General features: G+C 59.2%; 16 protein-coding genes. 6 read left to right on the top strand and 10 right to left on the bottom strand.

What is annotated here, in order from left to right; genetic code table 11:
• Positions 1–43: 43 nt before the first annotated feature.
• Positions 44–757, bottom strand: coding sequence for a sulfotransferase-like domain-containing protein (locus AC2FLX_RS03180; protein WP_496745142.1), 714 nt, complete (start codon positions 755–757; stop codon positions 44–46).
• 161 nt (positions 758–918) lie between these two features.
• On the opposite strand from AC2FLX_RS03180, the gene msrA reads away from it, so the two are divergent.
• Positions 919–1581: a peptide-methionine (S)-S-oxide reductase MsrA gene (msrA, locus tag AC2FLX_RS03175; protein ID WP_496811115.1), complete on the top strand. Its 663-nt coding sequence runs from the start codon at positions 919–921 to the stop codon at positions 1579–1581.
• Here the strand turns inward: msrA and AC2FLX_RS03170 are convergent.
• The gene (locus AC2FLX_RS03170) at positions 1578–2453 is read right to left on the bottom strand and encodes a ribokinase (RefSeq protein WP_480750063.1); all 876 of its coding nucleotides are present in this window, start codon (positions 2451–2453) and stop codon (positions 1578–1580) included. The genes msrA and AC2FLX_RS03170 overlap by 4 nt on opposite strands.
• Positions 2454–2456: 3 nt before the next feature.
• On the bottom strand, positions 2457–4712 hold the full coding sequence (locus AC2FLX_RS03165; RefSeq protein WP_496811116.1) for an NADP-dependent malic enzyme: 2256 nt from the start codon (positions 4710–4712) through the stop codon (positions 2457–2459).
• 161 nt (positions 4713–4873) lie between these two features.
• Between AC2FLX_RS03165 and mutS the strand changes: the two genes are divergently transcribed.
• Entirely contained in the window at positions 4874–7489 is a 2616-nt protein-coding gene (gene mutS / locus AC2FLX_RS03160; RefSeq protein WP_496875377.1) for a DNA mismatch repair protein MutS, read from the top strand.
• Between the two features lie 63 nt (positions 7490–7552).
• Here mutS and AC2FLX_RS03155 read toward each other — a convergent pair whose 3' ends face one another.
• Both AC2FLX_RS03155 and hrcA read right to left on the bottom strand, forming a co-directional pair.
• Positions 7553–8116 carry a nucleotide exchange factor GrpE gene (locus AC2FLX_RS03155; protein ID WP_480750061.1) on the bottom strand — a complete coding sequence of 188 codons (564 nt, stop codon included), beginning with the start codon at positions 8114–8116 and terminating at the stop codon, positions 7553–7555.
• Positions 8117–8126: 10 nt separating this feature from the next.
• Positions 8127–9191, bottom strand: a complete 1065-nt coding sequence (gene hrcA / locus AC2FLX_RS03150; RefSeq protein ID WP_480750060.1) for a heat-inducible transcriptional repressor HrcA — start codon at positions 9189–9191, stop codon at positions 8127–8129.
• A gap of 111 nt (positions 9192–9302) precedes the next feature.
• Here hrcA and rph point away from each other — a divergent pair, with 111 nt between their 5' ends.
• The 4 genes from rph to AC2FLX_RS03130 are packed head-to-tail and all read left to right on the top strand — an operon-like array spanning position 9303 to position 12131.
• Positions 9303–10016, top strand: a complete 714-nt coding sequence (gene rph / locus AC2FLX_RS03145; protein WP_480750059.1) for a ribonuclease PH — start codon at positions 9303–9305, stop codon at positions 10014–10016.
• Entirely contained in the window at positions 10013–10627 is a 615-nt protein-coding gene (gene rdgB, locus AC2FLX_RS03140; protein ID WP_480750058.1) for an RdgB/HAM1 family non-canonical purine NTP pyrophosphatase, read from the top strand. Before rph ends, rdgB begins: the two co-directional genes overlap by 4 nt.
• Positions 10617–11774 (top strand): radical SAM family heme chaperone HemW, encoded by a 1158-nt coding sequence (hemW, locus tag AC2FLX_RS03135; protein ID WP_496810703.1) that lies wholly within the window; start codon positions 10617–10619, stop codon positions 11772–11774. The genes rdgB and hemW overlap by 11 nt, the downstream gene beginning before the upstream one ends.
• Positions 11775–11777: 3 nt before the next feature.
• Positions 11778–12131, top strand: a complete 354-nt coding sequence (locus AC2FLX_RS03130) for a YbaN family protein (protein ID WP_496745153.1) — start codon at positions 11778–11780, stop codon at positions 12129–12131.
• On the opposite strand, the gene AC2FLX_RS03125 is transcribed toward AC2FLX_RS03130, so the two are convergent.
• The 5 genes from AC2FLX_RS03125 to mnmE are packed head-to-tail and all read right to left on the bottom strand — an operon-like array spanning position 12121 to position 17622.
• Positions 12121–13017 (bottom strand): ParB/RepB/Spo0J family partition protein, encoded by an 897-nt coding sequence (locus AC2FLX_RS03125; protein ID WP_496810704.1) that lies wholly within the window; start codon positions 13015–13017, stop codon positions 12121–12123. The two genes, AC2FLX_RS03130 and AC2FLX_RS03125, sit on opposite strands and share 11 nt — an antisense overlap.
• Positions 13018–13038: 21 nt before the next feature.
• A complete protein-coding gene (locus tag AC2FLX_RS03120) occupies positions 13039–13842 on the bottom strand; it encodes a ParA family protein (RefSeq protein WP_480750054.1) in 804 nt (267 codons plus the stop codon).
• Positions 13835–14458, bottom strand: coding sequence for a 16S rRNA (guanine(527)-N(7))-methyltransferase RsmG (rsmG, locus tag AC2FLX_RS03115; protein WP_480750053.1), 624 nt, complete (start codon positions 14456–14458; stop codon positions 13835–13837). Before rsmG ends, AC2FLX_RS03120 begins: the two co-directional genes overlap by 8 nt.
• A complete protein-coding gene (mnmG, locus tag AC2FLX_RS03110; RefSeq protein ID WP_496810705.1) occupies positions 14455–16323 on the bottom strand; it encodes a tRNA uridine-5-carboxymethylaminomethyl(34) synthesis enzyme MnmG in 1869 nt (622 codons plus the stop codon). Before mnmG ends, rsmG begins: the two co-directional genes overlap by 4 nt.
• Positions 16324–16335: 12 nt before the next feature.
• Positions 16336–17622: a tRNA uridine-5-carboxymethylaminomethyl(34) synthesis GTPase MnmE gene (gene mnmE / locus AC2FLX_RS03105; protein ID WP_480750051.1), complete on the bottom strand. Its 1287-nt coding sequence runs from the start codon at positions 17620–17622 to the stop codon at positions 16336–16338.
• Positions 17623–17639: the final 17 nt, after the last annotated feature.

The raw sequence follows: 17639 nt of genomic DNA, 5'->3' as shown, positions 1-17639 counted from the left end.
TCGGTTTTCCACAATGTGGCAGCGGCTGTTCCCCCAACGCGACTCAGAGTTTGGCCGCCTTCATCTTCTCATAATACGGCAGCGCGCCGTCCAGCACCGGCTGCAACTTTTCCGGTACCAATGGCAATTCCCCTTCGGGACCCGCAAAACCGGTCGAATTCCAGACCGAACCATACCAATGCGCCGCCCAGACGCCATCGTCGGGATGTCCGCCCCTGGGCCAGTTCAGCATATGCGGTGACCACGGGACGCCGATCGCATCACACAGTTTTTCCAACATCCCAGCCGGGTCTTCGCGAATGTCGTGGCTGTCGATCACCACAGGCTCACCGCCCCAGTTGCGCACCTCGTCGAACAGTTCGGCCTGCTGCCAGAACCCGATATCGTCCAACGTCGGGTTTTCGCGTTTGGCACCGTAGCTTGCGATCACCCGCGACGGGTGACGGATCAGGAACACGTTTCTCACGCCCCTCATCCAGTCGCGCGGAATTCCGGGGATCATGTGCTGGGTCATGTGCTTCTGATACCAGAACGGGCGCGCGCCGGGGTTTGTCCCGGCCAGCCTTGCAGCTACCTCAGCCGGGTCCCGCGATTGCGCCGCCAGAATCTCTTCGCGCATCGGATGGTTCAGCCCGGTCATCGCAAGATAGGCCGCGTAAAACGGCTCGTCGATCACCGCGCAATCGGTGCGAGCTCCGAAACTGTACATCATTGCCGTCGACAAGTTGCGCGGCCCCGACCACATCGCGATCTTCACGACGATACCTCTTTGTTCTTCTCTCCCAATTGGCGGCAAGCTAGTCGCGAGGGCCCGCGAGGCCAAGGGGTAAACAACGCTTCACCTGTGTGTGAGAACACATGTCAGCGGATTGTTTTGTGCGCAAAGCGGATGCAGCCTGATTGCAAAGGAGATCCGCCATGACCTTGACCCGTGATTTCAAAGCCTTTGCCCTGTTCACTTTGATCCTGATCGCCGCCGCGTTGCGCTGCCTGCCCGCCGTTGCCGCCGAGACCCGGACTCTGACGGTGGCCGGTGGCTGTTTCTGGTGCGTGGAATCCGATTTCGAACACGTCCCCGGCGTGATCGAGGCGGTGTCGGGATATACCGGCGGAAAAATCGATGACCCGACCTACAAACAGGTCTCCGCCGGGGGCACCGGCCATTACGAGGCGGTGCAGATCACGTTCGACCCGGCTCAAGTGTCGCGCGACACATTGCTAAGCCTGTTTTTCCGCTCGATTGATCCAACCGATGCCGGCGGTCAGTTCTGTGATCGCGGCGAAAGCTACAGAACCGCCGTTTTCGTCTCTAACGCGGACGAAAAGGCCATTGCCGAACAAGCCAGGGCCGATGCACAGGCAGCCCTTGGCCAAGAAATCGTGACCCCGATCCTGAACAGTTCGACCTTCTATCCGGCCGAGGCCTATCATCAGGACTACTACAAAGGCACCAAATTGGTTCTGACCCGCTTCGGCCCCAAGCGTCAGGCAAGCGCCTACAAGGCCTATCGCAAGGCTTGCGGACGCGATCAACGGGTCAAGGAACTTTGGGGCGACGCTGCGCCATTTGCAGGAAGTTAATCCAGCTTCGTATTCCGGACTTCCTCCAGACCGGGGATGACGTCCGCCGTGCCGTGCCGCGTGACCATGATGGCTGCGGCACGCATCGCTTGGGAAATCGCCTCCGCCATCGGCAACCCCGCGTCCATCCCGGCCAGCACATAGCCGGTAAAGGTATCGCCGGCCCCGGTTGTATCCACTGGCTGCACTTTGAAGGCCGGAAAACCCTGCGATTCACCTTTGTTAGTGTCAAAGTACCGCGCGCCCCTTGACCCAAGTGTCACGACCACCTGCGCCACCGGCAGTTGTTGCGGTGCCAGTCCGGTCGCGGTCTGCAACTGCTCTGCCTCGACCTCGTTCAGAATCAGAAAATCGATATGAGGCAGTACGGCCCTGACCGCCTCTGCATCGAATGGCGCCGCCGCGTAACAAACCTGCAACCCCAGGTCGCGCCCCATCTTCGCAGCCTCAACCTGCATGTTGGTTTCGTTCTGCAATACCAGCAGATCACCCTTCTGCGCGTGGTCCAGCGCCTGTTCCAATTGCGCCAAGGTGATCTCGCGGTTCGCACCGGGAAACAGCACGATCAGGTTTTCACCCGACTGTTCGACCGCGATAATGGCATGGCCGGTCGCCACTTCCACCTGTGCGACGTGACGGGTATCGACGCCATAACCCGACAGCCGGTCAATCGCCCAGCGCCCTTCAGGCCCGACCGCACCGATATGCCGAACTTCACCCCCGGCCCGCGCCGCCGCAACCGACATGTTGGCCCCCTTGCCACCCAGAAACCGCGACAAATCCGTGGCCGCCAGCGTTTCACCCGGTTGCGGCAGGTGCGGCACGGCATAAACCATGTCCGCATTGATCGAGCCGAGGTTCCAGATTGCCACGGTCTACCCGATCTTGGCCGAGGCCAGAACGGCCATGTTCAGGATGTCGTTGGCTGTCGACACGGTCGAACAGATCTGGATCGGCTTGTCGATCCCGGTCAGGATCGGCCCGATCACCGTTGCACCCGCCATTTCCTGCATCAATTTGGTCGAAATCGAAGCCGAGTGTCGGGCCGGCACTATCAGGATATTCGCAGGCCCGGTCAGGCGCGAAAAGGGATAGGCCTCTTGCGATCTGGCATTCAGCGCCACATCGACGGTCATTTCACCCTCGAACTCGAAATCGACCCCGCGCGCCTCCAGCACCCGGGGCGCTTTGTACAGCTTCTCGGTACGTTCCGAGACCGGATAGCCAAAGGTCGAGAAACTGACAAAGGCGACACGCGGCTCCATCCCCATGTGGCGGGCAACATCGGCGGCCCGCTCGGCAATGGTTGCCAGATCCTCTTCGGATGGCCATTCATGCACCAATGTGTCACCGATCAGAACGATACGACCCTTGTGCATCAGCGCAGTAATACCAGCCGCGCCATGAGCAGCATCGGCATCAAACACATGGTTGATCTGATCCAGAACATGCGCTGATTTCCGCGTTGCCCCGGTCACCAGCCCGTCGCCATGGCCGTGCGCCAGCATCAGGGCCGAAAACACGTGCCGATCCCGCGCCGCCAGACGGTGGATATCCTTGCCGTCAAAACCCTTGCGCTGCAGGCGCTTGTACAGGAACGCCTTGTAGGCCTCCAGATGCGTTGTATTCGCCGCATTGACCACCTCGATCTCGCGCACCGCGTCGCCAAGGCCCGCAACCTCCAGCTTCTGCTTGACGTCGTCCGGTCGGCCAACAACCAGCGCTTTGCCAAAGCCCGACCGCTGATAGGTGACAGCGGCGCGCAGCACCCGTGGATCGTCCCCTTCGGCAAAGATCATCCGGCTTTGCGCCTGACGCGCCCGTGCGTTGATGCCGCGCAGGATGCTGGCCGTCGGGTCCATTCGCGATTTCAGGCCCAGTTCATAGGCATCCATGTCGACGATCGGCCGCCGTGCGGCGCCCGTATCCATTCCTGCACGGGCCACGGCGGGCGGAATCCGGTGGATAAGGCGCGGGTCAAACGGCGTCGGGATAATGTAATCGCGCCCGAATGTCAGGTTCCGGCCATAGGCCATCGCCACTTCGTCCGGCACATCCTCGCGCGCCAGACGGGCCAGGGCGTGAGCACAGGCAATCTTCATCTCGTCATTGATGGCCCGGGCATGAATATCCAGCGCGCCGCGGAACAGGTACGGAAAACCAAGAACGTTGTTGACCTGATTGGGATAATCGCTGCGCCCGGTGGCCACGATCGCATCTACGCGGACTTCGTGTGCCTCTTCCGGCGTGATCTCGGGGTCGGGGTTGGCCATCGCAAAAATGACCGGGTTGTCAGCCATGCTGGCAACCATCTCCTGCGTGACCGCGCCCTTGACCGACACACCCAGGAACACGTCCGCGCCCTTCATCGCATCTTCCAGTGTGCGTAACTCGGTCACGATCGCATGCGCAGATTTCCACTGGTTCATGCCTTCGGTCCGACCCTGATAGATCACACCCTTGGTATCACAGACGATACAATTCTCATGCCGCGCACCCATCGCCTTGAGCAGCTCGATACAGGCAATCCCGGCAGCACCGGCACCGTTCAGGACAATCTTCACATCCTCGATCTTCTTGCCCGAGATATGCAGCGCGTTGATCAGACCCGCCGCACAGATCACCGCCGTCCCGTGCTGGTCATCGTGGAAGACCGGAATGTCCATCTCTTCCTTCAGGCGCTGTTCGATGATGAAGCACTCGGGCGCCTTGATGTCTTCCAGATTGATCCCGCCAAAGGTCGGCCCCATCAGGCGCACCGCACGGCAGAACTCATCCGGGTCTTCGGTGTCCAGCTCGATATCGATCGAATTCACGTCAGCGAACCGTTTGAACAGGACCGATTTGCCCTCCATCACCGGTTTCGAGCCTAGCGCCCCCAGATTGCCAAGACCCAGAACCGCCGTCCCGTTCGAAATCACCGCCACAAGATTGCCCTTGTTGGTATAGTCATAGGCCGTCTCGGGGTTGGCCGCGATGGCTTCGCACGGCACTGCCACGCCAGGGCTATAGGCCAGTGACAGGTCTCGCTGCGTGGTCATTGGAACGGTGGCCTGCACCTCCCATTTGCCGGGGGTCGGTTCCAGGTGAAAGGCAAGCGCCTCTTCGGGGGTGATCTTCGCTTTGGGCATGAGATATGTCGTTTTCCGCGCTGTTGGGCTTTTCCGCCTCTTACAGCAGGCAAGCGCCCGCCTCAACGACAATGCGTTTTCGCCTTTCGTCGCAGTTTACGGATTTGTAAGGTCCCCCCGGAACACGCCGGGAGATGTCAGTCTTGTCCAACGTCACGCCAATGATGGCGCAATATCTCGCAATCAAAGAGGCCCACGCCGATGCCCTGCTGTTTTACCGGATGGGCGATTTCTACGAGATGTTCTTTGAAGACGCCATGAATGCCGCCGAGGCGCTGGATATCGCGCTGACCAAACGCGGCAAGCACAATGACCAGGACATTCCGATGTGCGGGGTTCCGGTTCATTCTGCCGAAGGATACCTGCTGACACTGATCCGCAAGGGCTTTCGCGTTGCCGTCTGCGAACAGATGGAAAGTCCGGCCGAGGCTAAGAAAAGAGGCTCTAAATCAGTGGTAAAGCGCGATGTCGTGCGCCTTGTCACCCCCGGAACCCTGACCGAAGACGCGCTGCTCGAAGCGCGCCGACACAACTTTCTGGCCGCCTATGCCGAGGTTCGCGACCAGGCCGCCCTGGCCTGGGCGGATATATCGACAGGTGCGTTCCACGTGATGCCCCTTTCACCCGTTCGGCTCAGCCCCGAACTTGCGCGGCTGGCCCCTTCCGAACTGATCGTCGCTGACGGAATGGATGGAAAGCTGGTCGAAACCACCCGTGACCTAGGCGTTCCGATCACCCCGATCGGGCGCGCAAGTTTCGACAGCACAGCTGGTGAAAAGCGTATCTGTACCCTGTTCGCCGTGGGCGCGCTGGACGCGTTCGGTACATTCGACCGCGCCGAGGTCGCAGCGATGGGCGCTCTGGTCGACTATCTGGACATCACACAAAAAGGCAAACTGCCGCTATTGCAGGTGCCCCAGAAAGAGGCCCAGGACCGCGTAGTTCAGATCGACGCCGCCACCCGCCGCAATCTGGAAATCACCCGTTCGTTGTCCGGTGGCCGCGCCGGCTCTCTGTTGTCGGTCATTGACCGCACGGTGACGGCGGGCGGCGCGCGACTGCTGGAACAACGCCTGTCCAGCCCGTCCCGATCGCCCGATATCATTCACGCCCGTCACGATGCGGTAGGTTTTTGCGTCGAAGAGACCCTTCTGGCCTCGGATCTGCGCGAAGCATTGCGCAAAACCCCGGATCTGGACCGCGCCCTGTCGCGGCTGTCGCTTGATCGGGGCGGACCGCGCGATCTGGCGGCCATCCGTAACGGGCTTTCACAGGCGGAACAAATCGCTGGCCTCTGCGCCGCTGACGACTTGCCTTCGATTCTGTCCGATGCAGTTCATAGCCTGACCGGTTTTGATGACCTGCTCGGGCTTCTGGACGCCGCGCTTGTCGCTGAACCCCCGCTGCTGGCCCGCGATGGCGGTTTCATCGCCGCTGGCTATGACTCGGAACTGGACGAGGCCCGTACTTTGCGCGACCAGGGCCGTTCCGTCATCGCCGGGTTTCAGCAGAAATACATCGATCACACCGGCATCGCCTCGCTGAAGATCAAACACAACAATGTGCTGGGCTATTTCATCGAAACCACAGCAACCCACGCCTCAAAGATGCTCGGCGTTCCCCTCAACGAGACCTACATCCATCGCCAGACAACCGCCAATCAGGTGCGCTTCACCACGGTCGAGCTCAGCGAAATCGAAACCCGCATCCTGAATGCGGGCAATCTGGCGCTGGAGATCGAAAAGAGGCTCTATTCAGGGCTTTCTGACGCCATTCTCGATCAGGCGGCCCGACTGAACCAGGCGGCACGCGGCCTGGCCGAGCTTGACCTGACCGCCGCGCTGGCCGACCTAGCGCGCGGGGAAAACTGGTGCCGCCCCACCGTCGACACATCCCGCGCCTTTGACATAAAAGGCGGCCGTCACCCTGTGGTCGAACACGCCCTGCGCCAACAAGGCGGGGACGCCTTCATCGCCAACGACTGCGATCTGTCGGCCGAGAATGGCGCCGCAATCTGGCTTTTGACCGGCCCGAACATGGCCGGTAAATCAACTTTCCTGCGCCAGAACGCGCTCATTGCCCTGCTGGCGCAAATGGGCAGCTACGTGCCGGCCGACACCGCCCATGTCGGGCTTGTCAGTCAACTTTTCAGCCGGGTCGGTGCATCCGATGATCTGGCACGGGGGCGCTCGACTTTCATGGTCGAGATGGTCGAAACTGCCGCCATCCTCAATCAGGCCGACGACCGCGCGCTGGTCATCCTCGATGAGATTGGCCGAGGCACAGCCACTTATGACGGCCTCTCCATTGCTTGGGCCACGCTGGAACACCTGCACGCATCCAACAAATGCCGCGCCCTGTTTGCCACCCACTATCACGAACTGACAGCCTTGGCCGGCAGCCTCGAAGGCGTCGACAATGCCACCGTCGCGGTGCGCGAATGGGAAGGCGAGGTCATTTTCCTGCACGAGGTCCGCAAGGGCGCTGCCGACCGGTCCTATGGTGTACAGGTCGCCCAGCTTGCAGGCCTGCCGCCCTCGGTCGTCGAACGCGCCCGCGTCGTACTCGACCAGTTGGAGAAATCCGAACGTGAAGGCGGCAGGCAAAAGGCGCTGATCGACGATCTGCCTCTCTTCTCCGCTGCACCGCCACCGCCGTCGCCAATGCCGAAATCCTCGCCTGTCACTGACATTCTCAAGAATGTCCTGCCCGACGAACTCTCCCCGCGCGAGGCGCTGGACCTGATTTACAAACTGAAAGAGGCGGCCAACACCTGACCGCCCCTTCATCTTTTGAAGAATACTCTCGCCGGAGGCTTGGTCGCGCGCCGGCGAAGCCGATCAGCTTGCTGGCATCGACGACACGCCAACCTGCGCCGGGCGCAGCAAACGGTCATGCAGCATAAAGCCCTCGGCTGACACCTGAATGATGTCACCCGCCTTGGTACCCGGCAAAGGTGCCTCGAACATCGCTTCGTGCATCTGTGGGTCGAACCGATCCCCAACCTCGGGCGAAATCACTTGAATCCCATGTTTCTGGAACACGTCGCGCAGCGCGCGCATGGTCAGTTCCACGCCTTCGATCAGTGCCGCCGAAACGTCCCGCTGCTCTTCGGTTGCCGCTTCCAGTGCACGTTTCATGTTGTCGTAGACCGGCAACATGTCGCGCGCCAGCTTTGATCCGCCATAATTCTCGGCATCCCGCCGCGCTTTTTCGCCCCGTTTACGGGCGTTTTCCGCATCCGCCAGCGCGCGCATGAACTTGTCCTTCAGTTCATCCCGCTCGGCGCGCAGCGCGTCCAGCTCCAGCGCCTCTTCGCTGATTTCCGCCAACTCCTCGGCCAGTTCTTCGGCCTCTGCGGTCGCAATATCGTCCAGAAACTCTTCGTTCTTCGGCTCTGCCATCTTTCCACCTCTAGCTCCGGTCGGAAATCAGCTTTCCAACCAGTTGTGCCGTATAATCCACAATCGGCACGATCCGTCCGTAATTCAGGCGCGTCGGGCCAATCACTCCCACCGCGCCGATGATCTTTCGATCAGCGTTCATATATGGAGACACCACCAAAGAGGAACCCGAAAGTGAGAAAAGTTTGTTCTCCGAACCGATAAAAATGCGCACACCCTCGCCGGTTTCGGTCAATTCCAGGAATTCGGCAATGTCGCGCTTGCGTTCCAGATCATCAAACAAGCTCCGGATACGCTCCAGCTCTGCCTCCTGACCGGTACCGTCCAACAGATTCGCTCGTCCCCGCACGATCAGGCGGGCCGAATCTTCGCCATCTCCATCCCAAAGGGCAAGGCCGCTCTCGACGAGTTCGCGCGCCAGCGCATCGATTTCCTGACGCCGCGCGGCGATGTCGCTCTGCATCATCCGACGGACCTCGGTCAGCGTCCGCCCCTCGATCAAGGCATTGAGGAAATTGGCCGCCTCTCGCATCGAACTGGGCGTCTGTCCCGGCGGCGGCGAGAACAACCGGTTCTCTACATGCCCGTCTGAAAACACCAGCACCACCAACGCCCGATCATGCGCCAGCGACACGAATTCGATATGCTTGATCTCGGCCTCATGCTTGGGCGTCAGCACCAAAGATGCACCGTGCGTCACGTTCGACAAGGCCGATCCGACCCTATCTAGCATGCCGCTGACATCGCCCGCATTATCACCCAGGGTGGCGTCCAGCTTCTGCCGGTCGTCCGCTCCCAGATCGCCAACTTCCAGCAATCCATCAACGAACATACGCAGCCCCATTTGCGTCGGTACGCGGCCTGCGCTGATATGGGGGCTGTTCAACAGGCCCAGATACTCCAGATCCTGCATCACGTTGCGAACCGTAGCGGCGCTGACCTTTTCGCTTAACGTCCGGGTCAGGGTACGGCTGCCAACGGGCTCGCCACTGTCAAGATAGCTTTCCACGATCAACCGGAAAACCTCGCGCGACCGTTCGTTCATCTCGTTCAGGATTTTGTTTGCTTCACTCATCAGCGCCTCTTACTGGGTCGCCATTAAATCGCAGGTTCGGGAAAGGTCAATCGGGGTTGCATCGCCATACGTGCGGGCGGTATCCCGAGACCAGCAAACAAAGGATTTCTCATGCGACCCTCAGGACGAGATTTAAGCGAAATGCGCCCGGTTTCAATCGAGACGGGATTCACCAAACATGCCGAAGGCTCTTGCCTGATCAGAATGGGTGACACCCATGTTCTGTGCACCGCAACCATCGAAGATCGTGTGCCGCCTTTTATCAAGGGCTCGGGGCTGGGCTGGGTCACCGCCGAATACGGCATGCTGCCACGCGCGACCAACACCCGGATGCGGCGCGAGGCCGCGTCGGGCAAGCAAGGCGGTCGGACCGTTGAAATCCAGCGGTTGATCGGCCGCGCCCTGCGTGCCGGTGTCGACCGTGTGGCCCTTGGCGAACGTCAGATCACCGTCGACTGCGACGTCATTCAGGCCGATGGCGGAACCCGCTGCGCCTCGATTACCGGTGGCTGGGTCGCGCTCCGCCTTGCGGTTAACAAGCTGATGAAGACAGGCGATGTAATCTCGGATCCGCTGATCGACCCGGTCGCCGCCGTATCCTGCGGTATCTATGCCGGCCAACCTGTGCTTGACCTCGACTATCCCGAAGACAGCGAAGCGGGCGTTGACGGCAATTTCATCATGACCGGTTCGGGTAAGCTGATCGAGGTACAGATGAGTGCCGAAGGTTCGGTTTATTCCCGCGATCAGATGAACCAATTGCTGGATCTGGCGGAAAAAGGCGTCGGTGAACTGGTTGCCGCCCAAAAGGCCGCCACCGCATGATACGGCACTTCGACGGCGACACACTGCTGGTGGCAACCCACAACAAGGGCAAGCTGGAGGAGATGGCGCATCTCCTCACCCCATTTGGGGTCAAGGTTGTGGGCGCGGGCGAGATGAACCTGCCGGAGCCGGAAGAAACCGAGGATACATTCGTCGGAAACGCCCGGATCAAGGCCCATGCCGCTGCCCAAGCCACTGGCCTGCCGGCGCTGTCGGACGATTCCGGCATCACCATTGACGGGCTGGACGGCGCACCAGGTGTCTATACCGCCGATTGGGCCGAAACCGAAAATGGGCGCGATTTCCTGATGGCCATGGCCCGCGCCCATACCGAGCTTGAGAAGCGCAACGCCCCCCATCCTCGCACCGCCCAGTTTCGCTGCACCCTGGTGCTGGCCTGGCCCGATGGTCATGACGAAGTGTTCGAGGGCATCGCTCCGGGCCACCTCGTCTGGCCCATTCGCGGAGCCGAAGGCTTCGGCTATGACCCCATGTTCGTGCCCGACGGCTATGATCAGACCTTTGCCGAGATGGACCGTTGGGAAAAGAACAAGATCAGCCACCGGGCAAAAGCGGTGGAGAAATTCGTGCAGGGTTGTTTTGGCGGATGATTGGCGCAACGGGGGCTTTGGGCTCTATGTGCATTGGCCGTTTTGCGAGGCCAAGTGTCCCTATTGCGATTTCAATAGCCACGTTTCACGTGAAATCAATCAAAACCAATGGCTTAACGCCTATCTGAGCGAGCTCGAACGCTCCGCCGCGGAAACCCCGAACAGGGTGCTCGACACCATCTTCTTTGGCGGCGGCACCCCATCCCTGATGGACCCCGCCACAGTCGCGGCTGTCATAAACAAGGCGCGTGCCCTGTGGCGGCCATCCAACGACATGGAAATCACGCTCGAGGCCAATCCCGGTTCGGTCGACGCGGGCCGCTTTGCCGCCTATCGCGATGCCGGGATCAACCGTGTGTCGATGGGTATTCAGGCGCTGAATGACGAAGATCTCCGCCGCCTTGGCCGTATACATACCGTCGCCGAAGCACGCGCGGCTTTTGACATCGCCCGCAATTGCTTCGACCGCGTCAGCTTTGACCTTATCTATGCCCGCCAGCACCAGACGCTTGAAGGTTGGCGCGCCGAGCTCACTGAAGCCTTGTCGATGGCCATCGATCACCTGTCGCTTTATCAACTGACCATCGAGGAGGGCACCGCATTCGGCGACCGCTATGCAGTCGGAAAATTGCGCGGCCTGCCCGAGGATGACAGTGCCGCCGACATGTATCTTGCCACGCAACAAGTCTGCGAGGCGCATGGCATGCCCGCTTACGAAATATCCAACCACGCCCGCGACGGCGCTCAATCGCGGCACAACCTGATCTATTGGCGCTACGGCGATTACGTTGGCATCGGCCCGGGCGCGCATGGCCGCCTCACATTGGGCGGGCGCAAATTCGCAACCGAAACCGCCTTGAACCCCTCCGCCTGGCTGAATGCGGCTGCGGCGGGCAACGGCGAAAGCGCCAGAACGGAACTGACCACACAGGAACAAGCAAACGAATACCTCATGATGGGGTTGCGGGTGTCCGACGGCCTAGATGTTGATCGTTATCAACTGTTGTCAGGCAAAACTATGCCTTTCGACACGATATCCCATCTGACCGAAATCGGAATGATCGAAACAGAAGGAAATCGCCTGCGCGCAACTCGTGACGGGCGGGCGGTTCTGAACGCGGTCATCCGCGAGCTTCTGGTGGACTGAGCGATGCACTACATCTGGGCCTTCTTGGGATTGACCTGCGTCGCGCTCGCCATGATCGGCGTGTTCCTTCCGCTGCTACCGACCGTTCCCTTCCTGCTGCTCGCTGCATTCTTCTTTGCTCGCTCCTCCTCGCGTCTGCACACCTGGCTGCTGACACATCGCAGCTTTGGCCCCCTGATCGTCGACTGGCAAACCTCCGGTGCAATCAAAACGCGCGCAAAAAAGGCGGCGACCCTGTCGATCGCCGCCGTCTTTTTGCTGTCGCTTGTTCTTGGCGTTCCCTCCCACGTCCTGATCATTCAGGCCGTGGTCCTGGGTGCGGTCCTGATCTTTATCTGGACCCGGCCTAGCGGCTGAGCTTGGCGCATAGATCGTCCAGCTGATCCAGGTTTTCATAGGTCAGAACGACCTGCCCCGTTTCAGTTCCGGCTTTGTGGTTGATCACCACCTTCATCGCCAGAATCGCCGACAGGTCTTTTTCCAATGCACGCGTATCCGCATCCTTATCGGAATCCGGACCTTTTGCGCGGGACTCACCGGGTTGCCTGTCTCCTTGCTGCTGTTTCTTGACCAGTGCTTCAGTGGCCCGCACCGACAATCCGTCCCGCACAACGATCCGCGCCAACTCGGATGGGTTTTCCGCCGTGATCAGCGCCCGTGCATGACCAGCCGAAAGTTTTCCTTCGATCACCAGCGTCTGAACATCCATTGGCAGCGACAGCAACCGCAAGAGGTTGGCAATGTGGCTGCGGCTTTTACCCAGCGCTTCGGCCATCTTCTCCTGCGTATGACCGAATTTCTCCATCAACTGCCGATACCCGGCGGCTTCTTCCACCGCATTCAGGTCGGCCCGCTGGATATTCTCGACAATGGCGACTTCCAGAACCTCAGTATCGTCAAATTCTCTAACGATAACAGGAACTTCGTGCAATTGCGCCAGCTGTGCAGCGCGCCAGCGACGCTCTCCGGCAACAATCTCGTACCCACCGTCGCCGGCTGGCCGCACGATCATGGGTTGGATAATGCCCTTCTCCTTGATCGAGGCCGCAAGCTCGTTCAACTGCTCCTGCGAAAACGTCCGGCGGGGCTGATTGGGATTGGCCCTTACCTTTTCGATCGGCACCCGCATGTCTGGACGACGCAGCTCGGTCGAGGAATGACCAGCACTGTCATGCGACACATCCGCCATCAGGGCAGACAATCCACGCCCCAAGCCCCGGGGCTTGCTTTTCTTGACGTTCATCTGACCCTCCTTCTCTGCTCGCTATGCGGCGACCTTTTTGTGTTTGCTCACCATTTCCCGAGCCAGATGCCGATATGCCATAGCCCCCAGAGAGCCAGAGTCATATTGCAACACCGGAAGCGCATATGATGGCGCTTCGCTGACCCGAACATTTCTGGGTATCTTGGTTTTAAATACCATATCCCCCAGATTGTCACGCGCGTCCTTTTCCACTTGGCGGGACAAGTTGTTGCGGTTGTCATACATGGTCAACACAACACCTTCGATTCTGAGCTCCGGATTCGCAGTTTGGCGGACCTCTCGAATTGTCAGCATCAACTGTGACAACCCCTCCAGCGCAAAGAATTCGCTCTGTAGCGGCACCAGAACGGAATTCGCCGCAATCATCGCATTCACGGTCAGCAAGTTCAGCGACGGTGGGCAATCGATCAGGACATAGTCGAACCCGAACCGATCCATCGCGGTCTGCCGCAAGGCGTCATGTAACAAAAAACTGCGTTTTTCATTCGAAATCAGCTCGATATCGGCAGAGCTCAGATCCACCGTTGCCGGTACGATATAAAGCCCCTGAATCGTCGTTTCCTGAATGACTGTTTCCAGTGGGGCCTCGTCTATCAACAGATCGTAGGTGGTCCAGTCGCGGCTATCGACGCCCAGCCCCGTTGACGCATTCCCCTGAGGATCAAGGTCGACCACCAGAACACGACACCCAATCTCGGTCAGACCTGCTGCCAGATTGATTGCCGTTGTGGTCTTTCCTACCCCACCCTTCTGATTTGCTACCGCAATGATCCGAGGGCCTGCTGGACGATACAGATCAACCACGTGAGACTCCTTTGATTTTCAGGATAACTGCCTGAGGCTCAGTAATACTAGTAATCGGCTCCGCTTCAAATTTCCATTCTTTGCGGGCGTCGGAAACTTCTTTTTTCCAATTCTCGCCTTTCGGTAACAGCGCCGTTCCGTCTTGCCGCAGATGCCTGTTGCAAAACGACAAAAGCGTTTTTAGGTCGGCAAGTGCTCGCGCCGACAGGATATCTGCGTTCAACGGGTCAATCGCTTCGATTCTTCGGCTAAGCACGGTGCAACTGGCTCCGCATTCACGCGCTGCATTGCGCAAAAATGCTGATTTGCGTTGATCGCTTTCGACAAACGTAAACCTTGTTTCAGGGGACGATTCTTTGGCCAAGATCGCACAAATCATACCAGGAAACCCACCACCGCTGCCAAGATCCACCCAATGTCCCTGCACATCGACGCAACGAAAGACCTGCACTGAATCCAGAATGTGCCTGTCCCAAAGCTCGCTCAGGCTGTTCTTTGACACCAGATTGATTTTCGGATTCCAACGTTTCAACAGGTTGGAAAAGATTTCCAACCGCTCCATTGTTTCACGTGAAACATTCAGCTTGTCCGCTAACTCCGGCGTAATCCCGTTCATGCGCCGCGAACTTTCAGATCACGCCTCAGGCGTGCCAAAATCAGCGTCAGCGCGGCGGGTGTCACCCCTTCGACCCGAGAGGCTTGGGCAATGTTGACTGGACGGGCCGCAGCAAGCTTTTGTTTCAATTCATTCGACAGCCCTTCCAGCGCAGAAAAATCGAACCCATCCGGAATTTCATGCGCTTCATCCCGCTTCATGGCTTCGACATCGCGCTGCTGACGCACGATGTAGTTCGCATAAAGCGCATCGCGTTCTATCTGCCGTCGGATCTCTTCCGGTACATCTCTCAGCCCACCTATCAAGGGCAACAGGTCGTCAAACCCGACATTCGGAAAGGCCAGGATCGCCATGCCGTCCCGGCGGTTGCCGTCCTGATTGACGTCGATCCCCGCACCCCGGATTTCCCGAGGGGTAAAGGTTGTCTCGGTCAACTGTCCCTTCGTTCTTTCCAGCTTCTCCAGCTTATCCTCAAACGCCAGCCTGCGGGTTTCCCGCACACATCCCGTCGCGATCCCAATCGGCGTAAGGCGCTGATCGGCATTGTCCGCGCGCAGGGACAGCCGGAATTCGGCGCGCGAAGTGAACATCCGATACGGCTCAGCAACACCACGGGTAGTAAGGTCGTCTATCATGACCCCAATATAGCTGTTTGCTCGGGTGAAATTCAGCGGCTCCTCGCCCCGAACCTCCAGCGCCGCATTCAACCCAGCGACCAAACCCTGTGCAGCGGCCTCTTCGTATCCGGTGGTGCCATTGATCTGCCCGGCAAGGTACAACCCCTGCACATGTGAAAGGGAAAGACGCGGGCTCAAAACCCGTGGATCGACATAATCATACTCGATGGCATAACCTGGCTGCCGGATCTCCGCATTCTCAAGGCCTTTTATCGACCGCACATAAGCCACCTGAACTTCTTCGGGCAACGATGTCGAAATGCCATTCGGGTAAATGGTGTGATCATTTACCCCTTCGGGTTCAAGGAAGACCTGGTGCGAGTCCTTGTCCGCAAACCGCACGATCTTGTCCTCGATCGACGGGCAGTATCTTGGGCCGACACCCTCGATATACCCACCATACATGGCCGAGCGAGATAGGTTTTTTTCAATGATCTCATGGGTCCGCGCGTTGGTGTGTGTGATCCCACAGGCGATTTGTGGCGCCGTTACCGATTTCGACAGGAACGAAAACAACGTCGGTTCATCATCTCCGTCCTGGCGCTCAAGGATGGACCAGTCAATCGTCCGGCCATCCAGGCGCGGCGGTGTCCCGGTTTTCAAACGCGCCAACGGCAGCTCAAAACAATCCAGTCGCTCTGCCAGCTTGACCGAAGGTCGATCCCCCATCCTGCCACCAGGGCGCGAAACATCGCCAATATGAATGATGCCTCGCAGGAACGTGCCAGACGTGAGGATTACGCATTTCGCAGGTATTTCCGATCCATCTGCCAGAATGACACCTTTAACCCGCCCTTGCTCCATCAGAAAATCAACGGCTTCGCCGGTGATGACCGAAAGGTTTTCCTGCCTTGATGTCTCACGCTGCATAGCGGCCCTGTACAACGCGCGGTCCGCCTGAGCGCGCGGTCCTTGAACTGCCGGACCTTTGCGGCGGTTGAGCAGCCGGAATTGAATGCCCGCCTGATCGGCAACACGCCCCATAACACCGTCGAGTGCATCGATCTCGCGAACCAGATGGCCTTTTCCCAACCCACCAATCGCCGGGTTACAGGACATCACCCCGATATCCGTCTCGGACAAGGTGATCAAAGCCGTACGCACACCCATCCGCGCCGCGGCATGGGCAGCTTCGGTCCCGGCATGACCAGCGCCGATGACGGCGACATCAAACTGTGAATGTTTCACGTGAAACACTCCCTACTTTCCAAGGCAGAAACTTGCAAAAATCTCGTCCAGCAAGTTCTCGACATCTATTCTACCAACAAGTGATTCCAAGGCCCGGATTGCCGTGCGCAGTTCCTCAGCCGCTATATCATAAAGGTCGGGGCCAGAGTCCAGTATAGCCAACGCCTCAGTCAGCGCTATCGCTGCCTTCTTCATTGCAACCCGATGCCGTTCCCGCGTGGCTATACCAGCACTGGTAGTTCGATCTACTAATACATACGAAATCTGGGATATCAGCCGGTCGATACCCTGTCCGGTTTTCCCCGAAACGCCCTTTGTTTCGTCCCCACGAACATCCGCCTTGGGCAAGACGTGAATATCACCGGCCTGAAACGGAATACCCAGCCCATCAACCGTCTCGGTCAGGAAAACCCGTAAGTCCGCCGAATCCGCCCGTTGGCGGGCAAGAGCAATTCCCAAACCTTCCACGTGATCGGTTGTTTCGCGCAATCCGGCTGTGTCCAACAGCGTCACCGGTAGACCCGACAAGTCCATACGAACTTCGATCACATCCCGTGTCGTACCCGCATATTCCGAGGTGATCGCCGCCTCCCGCCCCGCCAGTGCGTTCAACAGTGTGGATTTGCCTGCATTCGGCGGGCCAACAATCGCCACTTCGAACCCGGTTCGAATACGCTCGGCGATTCTGACGCCCGCAACCTCTTTTTCCAGATCAGCAATCACACCAGATGCAAGCGCCCGCACTTCAGGCGTAACATCGGTCGGCACCTCTTCGTCGGCAAAGTCGATCACTGCTTCCAACAACGACGCCGCCCGGATCAGATTGCGTCGCCAGCGTTCCGCCAGCTGTCCAAGCTCTCCGGCCAGAACCGTCTGCGCCTGTTTGCGCTGCGCCTCTGTCTCGGCATCGATAAGATCGGCAAGCCCCTCGACCTGCGACAAGTCCAGTTTGCCGTTCTCCAGCGCCCGGCGCGTGAATTCTCCGGGCTCGGCCAGACGCAGCCCCTCCATATCTGAAAGGCAACGCAGCACCGCATTCACCGCGGCCGTACTGCCGTGGATCTGGAACTCGACAACGTCCTCGCCAGTAAAGCTGGCCGGCCCCTGAAAGGTCAGCACCAGCCCCTCGTCCAGCCGCTCTCCATCCGAAGCATTCAGAACACGCGTCCGCATTCCGCGTGGCGGCAGGTCGCCACCCGTCAGCAACCGCGCCGCGTCATGCGCCAAGGGCCCGGACAGGCGGATGACCGCTACCCCGGCCTTACCCTGTGCGCTGGCCAAAGCGAATATCGTGTCCATTCGAAGGCCTCGCGTCT

It is taken from the genome of Ruegeria sp. YKSF57 (assembly GCF_059612585.1).
Note: the sequence above shows the minus strand (reverse complement) of the source record. Positions and strands in the feature narration are given on the sequence as shown.

Coding starts and splice junctions, on each gene's coding strand:
- AC2FLX_RS03155 (WP_480750061.1), bottom strand. CDS start 8,116: ATGGCAGAGCCGAAGAACGAAGAGTTTCTGGACGATATTGCGACCGCA.
- rsmG (WP_480750053.1), bottom strand. CDS start 14,458: ATGAACGGGATTACGCCGGAGTTAGCGGACAAGCTGAATGTTTCACGT.
- AC2FLX_RS03125 (WP_496810704.1), bottom strand. CDS start 13,017: ATGAACGTCAAGAAAAGCAAGCCCCGGGGCTTGGGGCGTGGATTGTCT.
- AC2FLX_RS03130 (WP_496745153.1), top strand. CDS start 11,778: ATGCACTACATCTGGGCCTTCTTGGGATTGACCTGCGTCGCGCTCGCC.
- mnmE (WP_480750051.1), bottom strand. CDS start 17,622: ATGGACACGATATTCGCTTTGGCCAGCGCACAGGGTAAGGCCGGGGTA.
- rdgB (WP_480750058.1), top strand. CDS start 10,013: ATGATACGGCACTTCGACGGCGACACACTGCTGGTGGCAACCCACAAC.
- hrcA (WP_480750060.1), bottom strand. CDS start 9,191: ATGAGTGAAGCAAACAAAATCCTGAACGAGATGAACGAACGGTCGCGC.
- mutS (WP_496875377.1), top strand. CDS start 4,874: ATGATGGCGCAATATCTCGCAATCAAAGAGGCCCACGCCGATGCCCTG.
- msrA (WP_496811115.1), top strand. CDS start 919: ATGACCTTGACCCGTGATTTCAAAGCCTTTGCCCTGTTCACTTTGATC.
- AC2FLX_RS03165 (WP_496811116.1), bottom strand. CDS start 4,712: ATGCCCAAAGCGAAGATCACCCCCGAAGAGGCGCTTGCCTTTCACCTG.
- rph (WP_480750059.1), top strand. CDS start 9,303: ATGCGACCCTCAGGACGAGATTTAAGCGAAATGCGCCCGGTTTCAATC.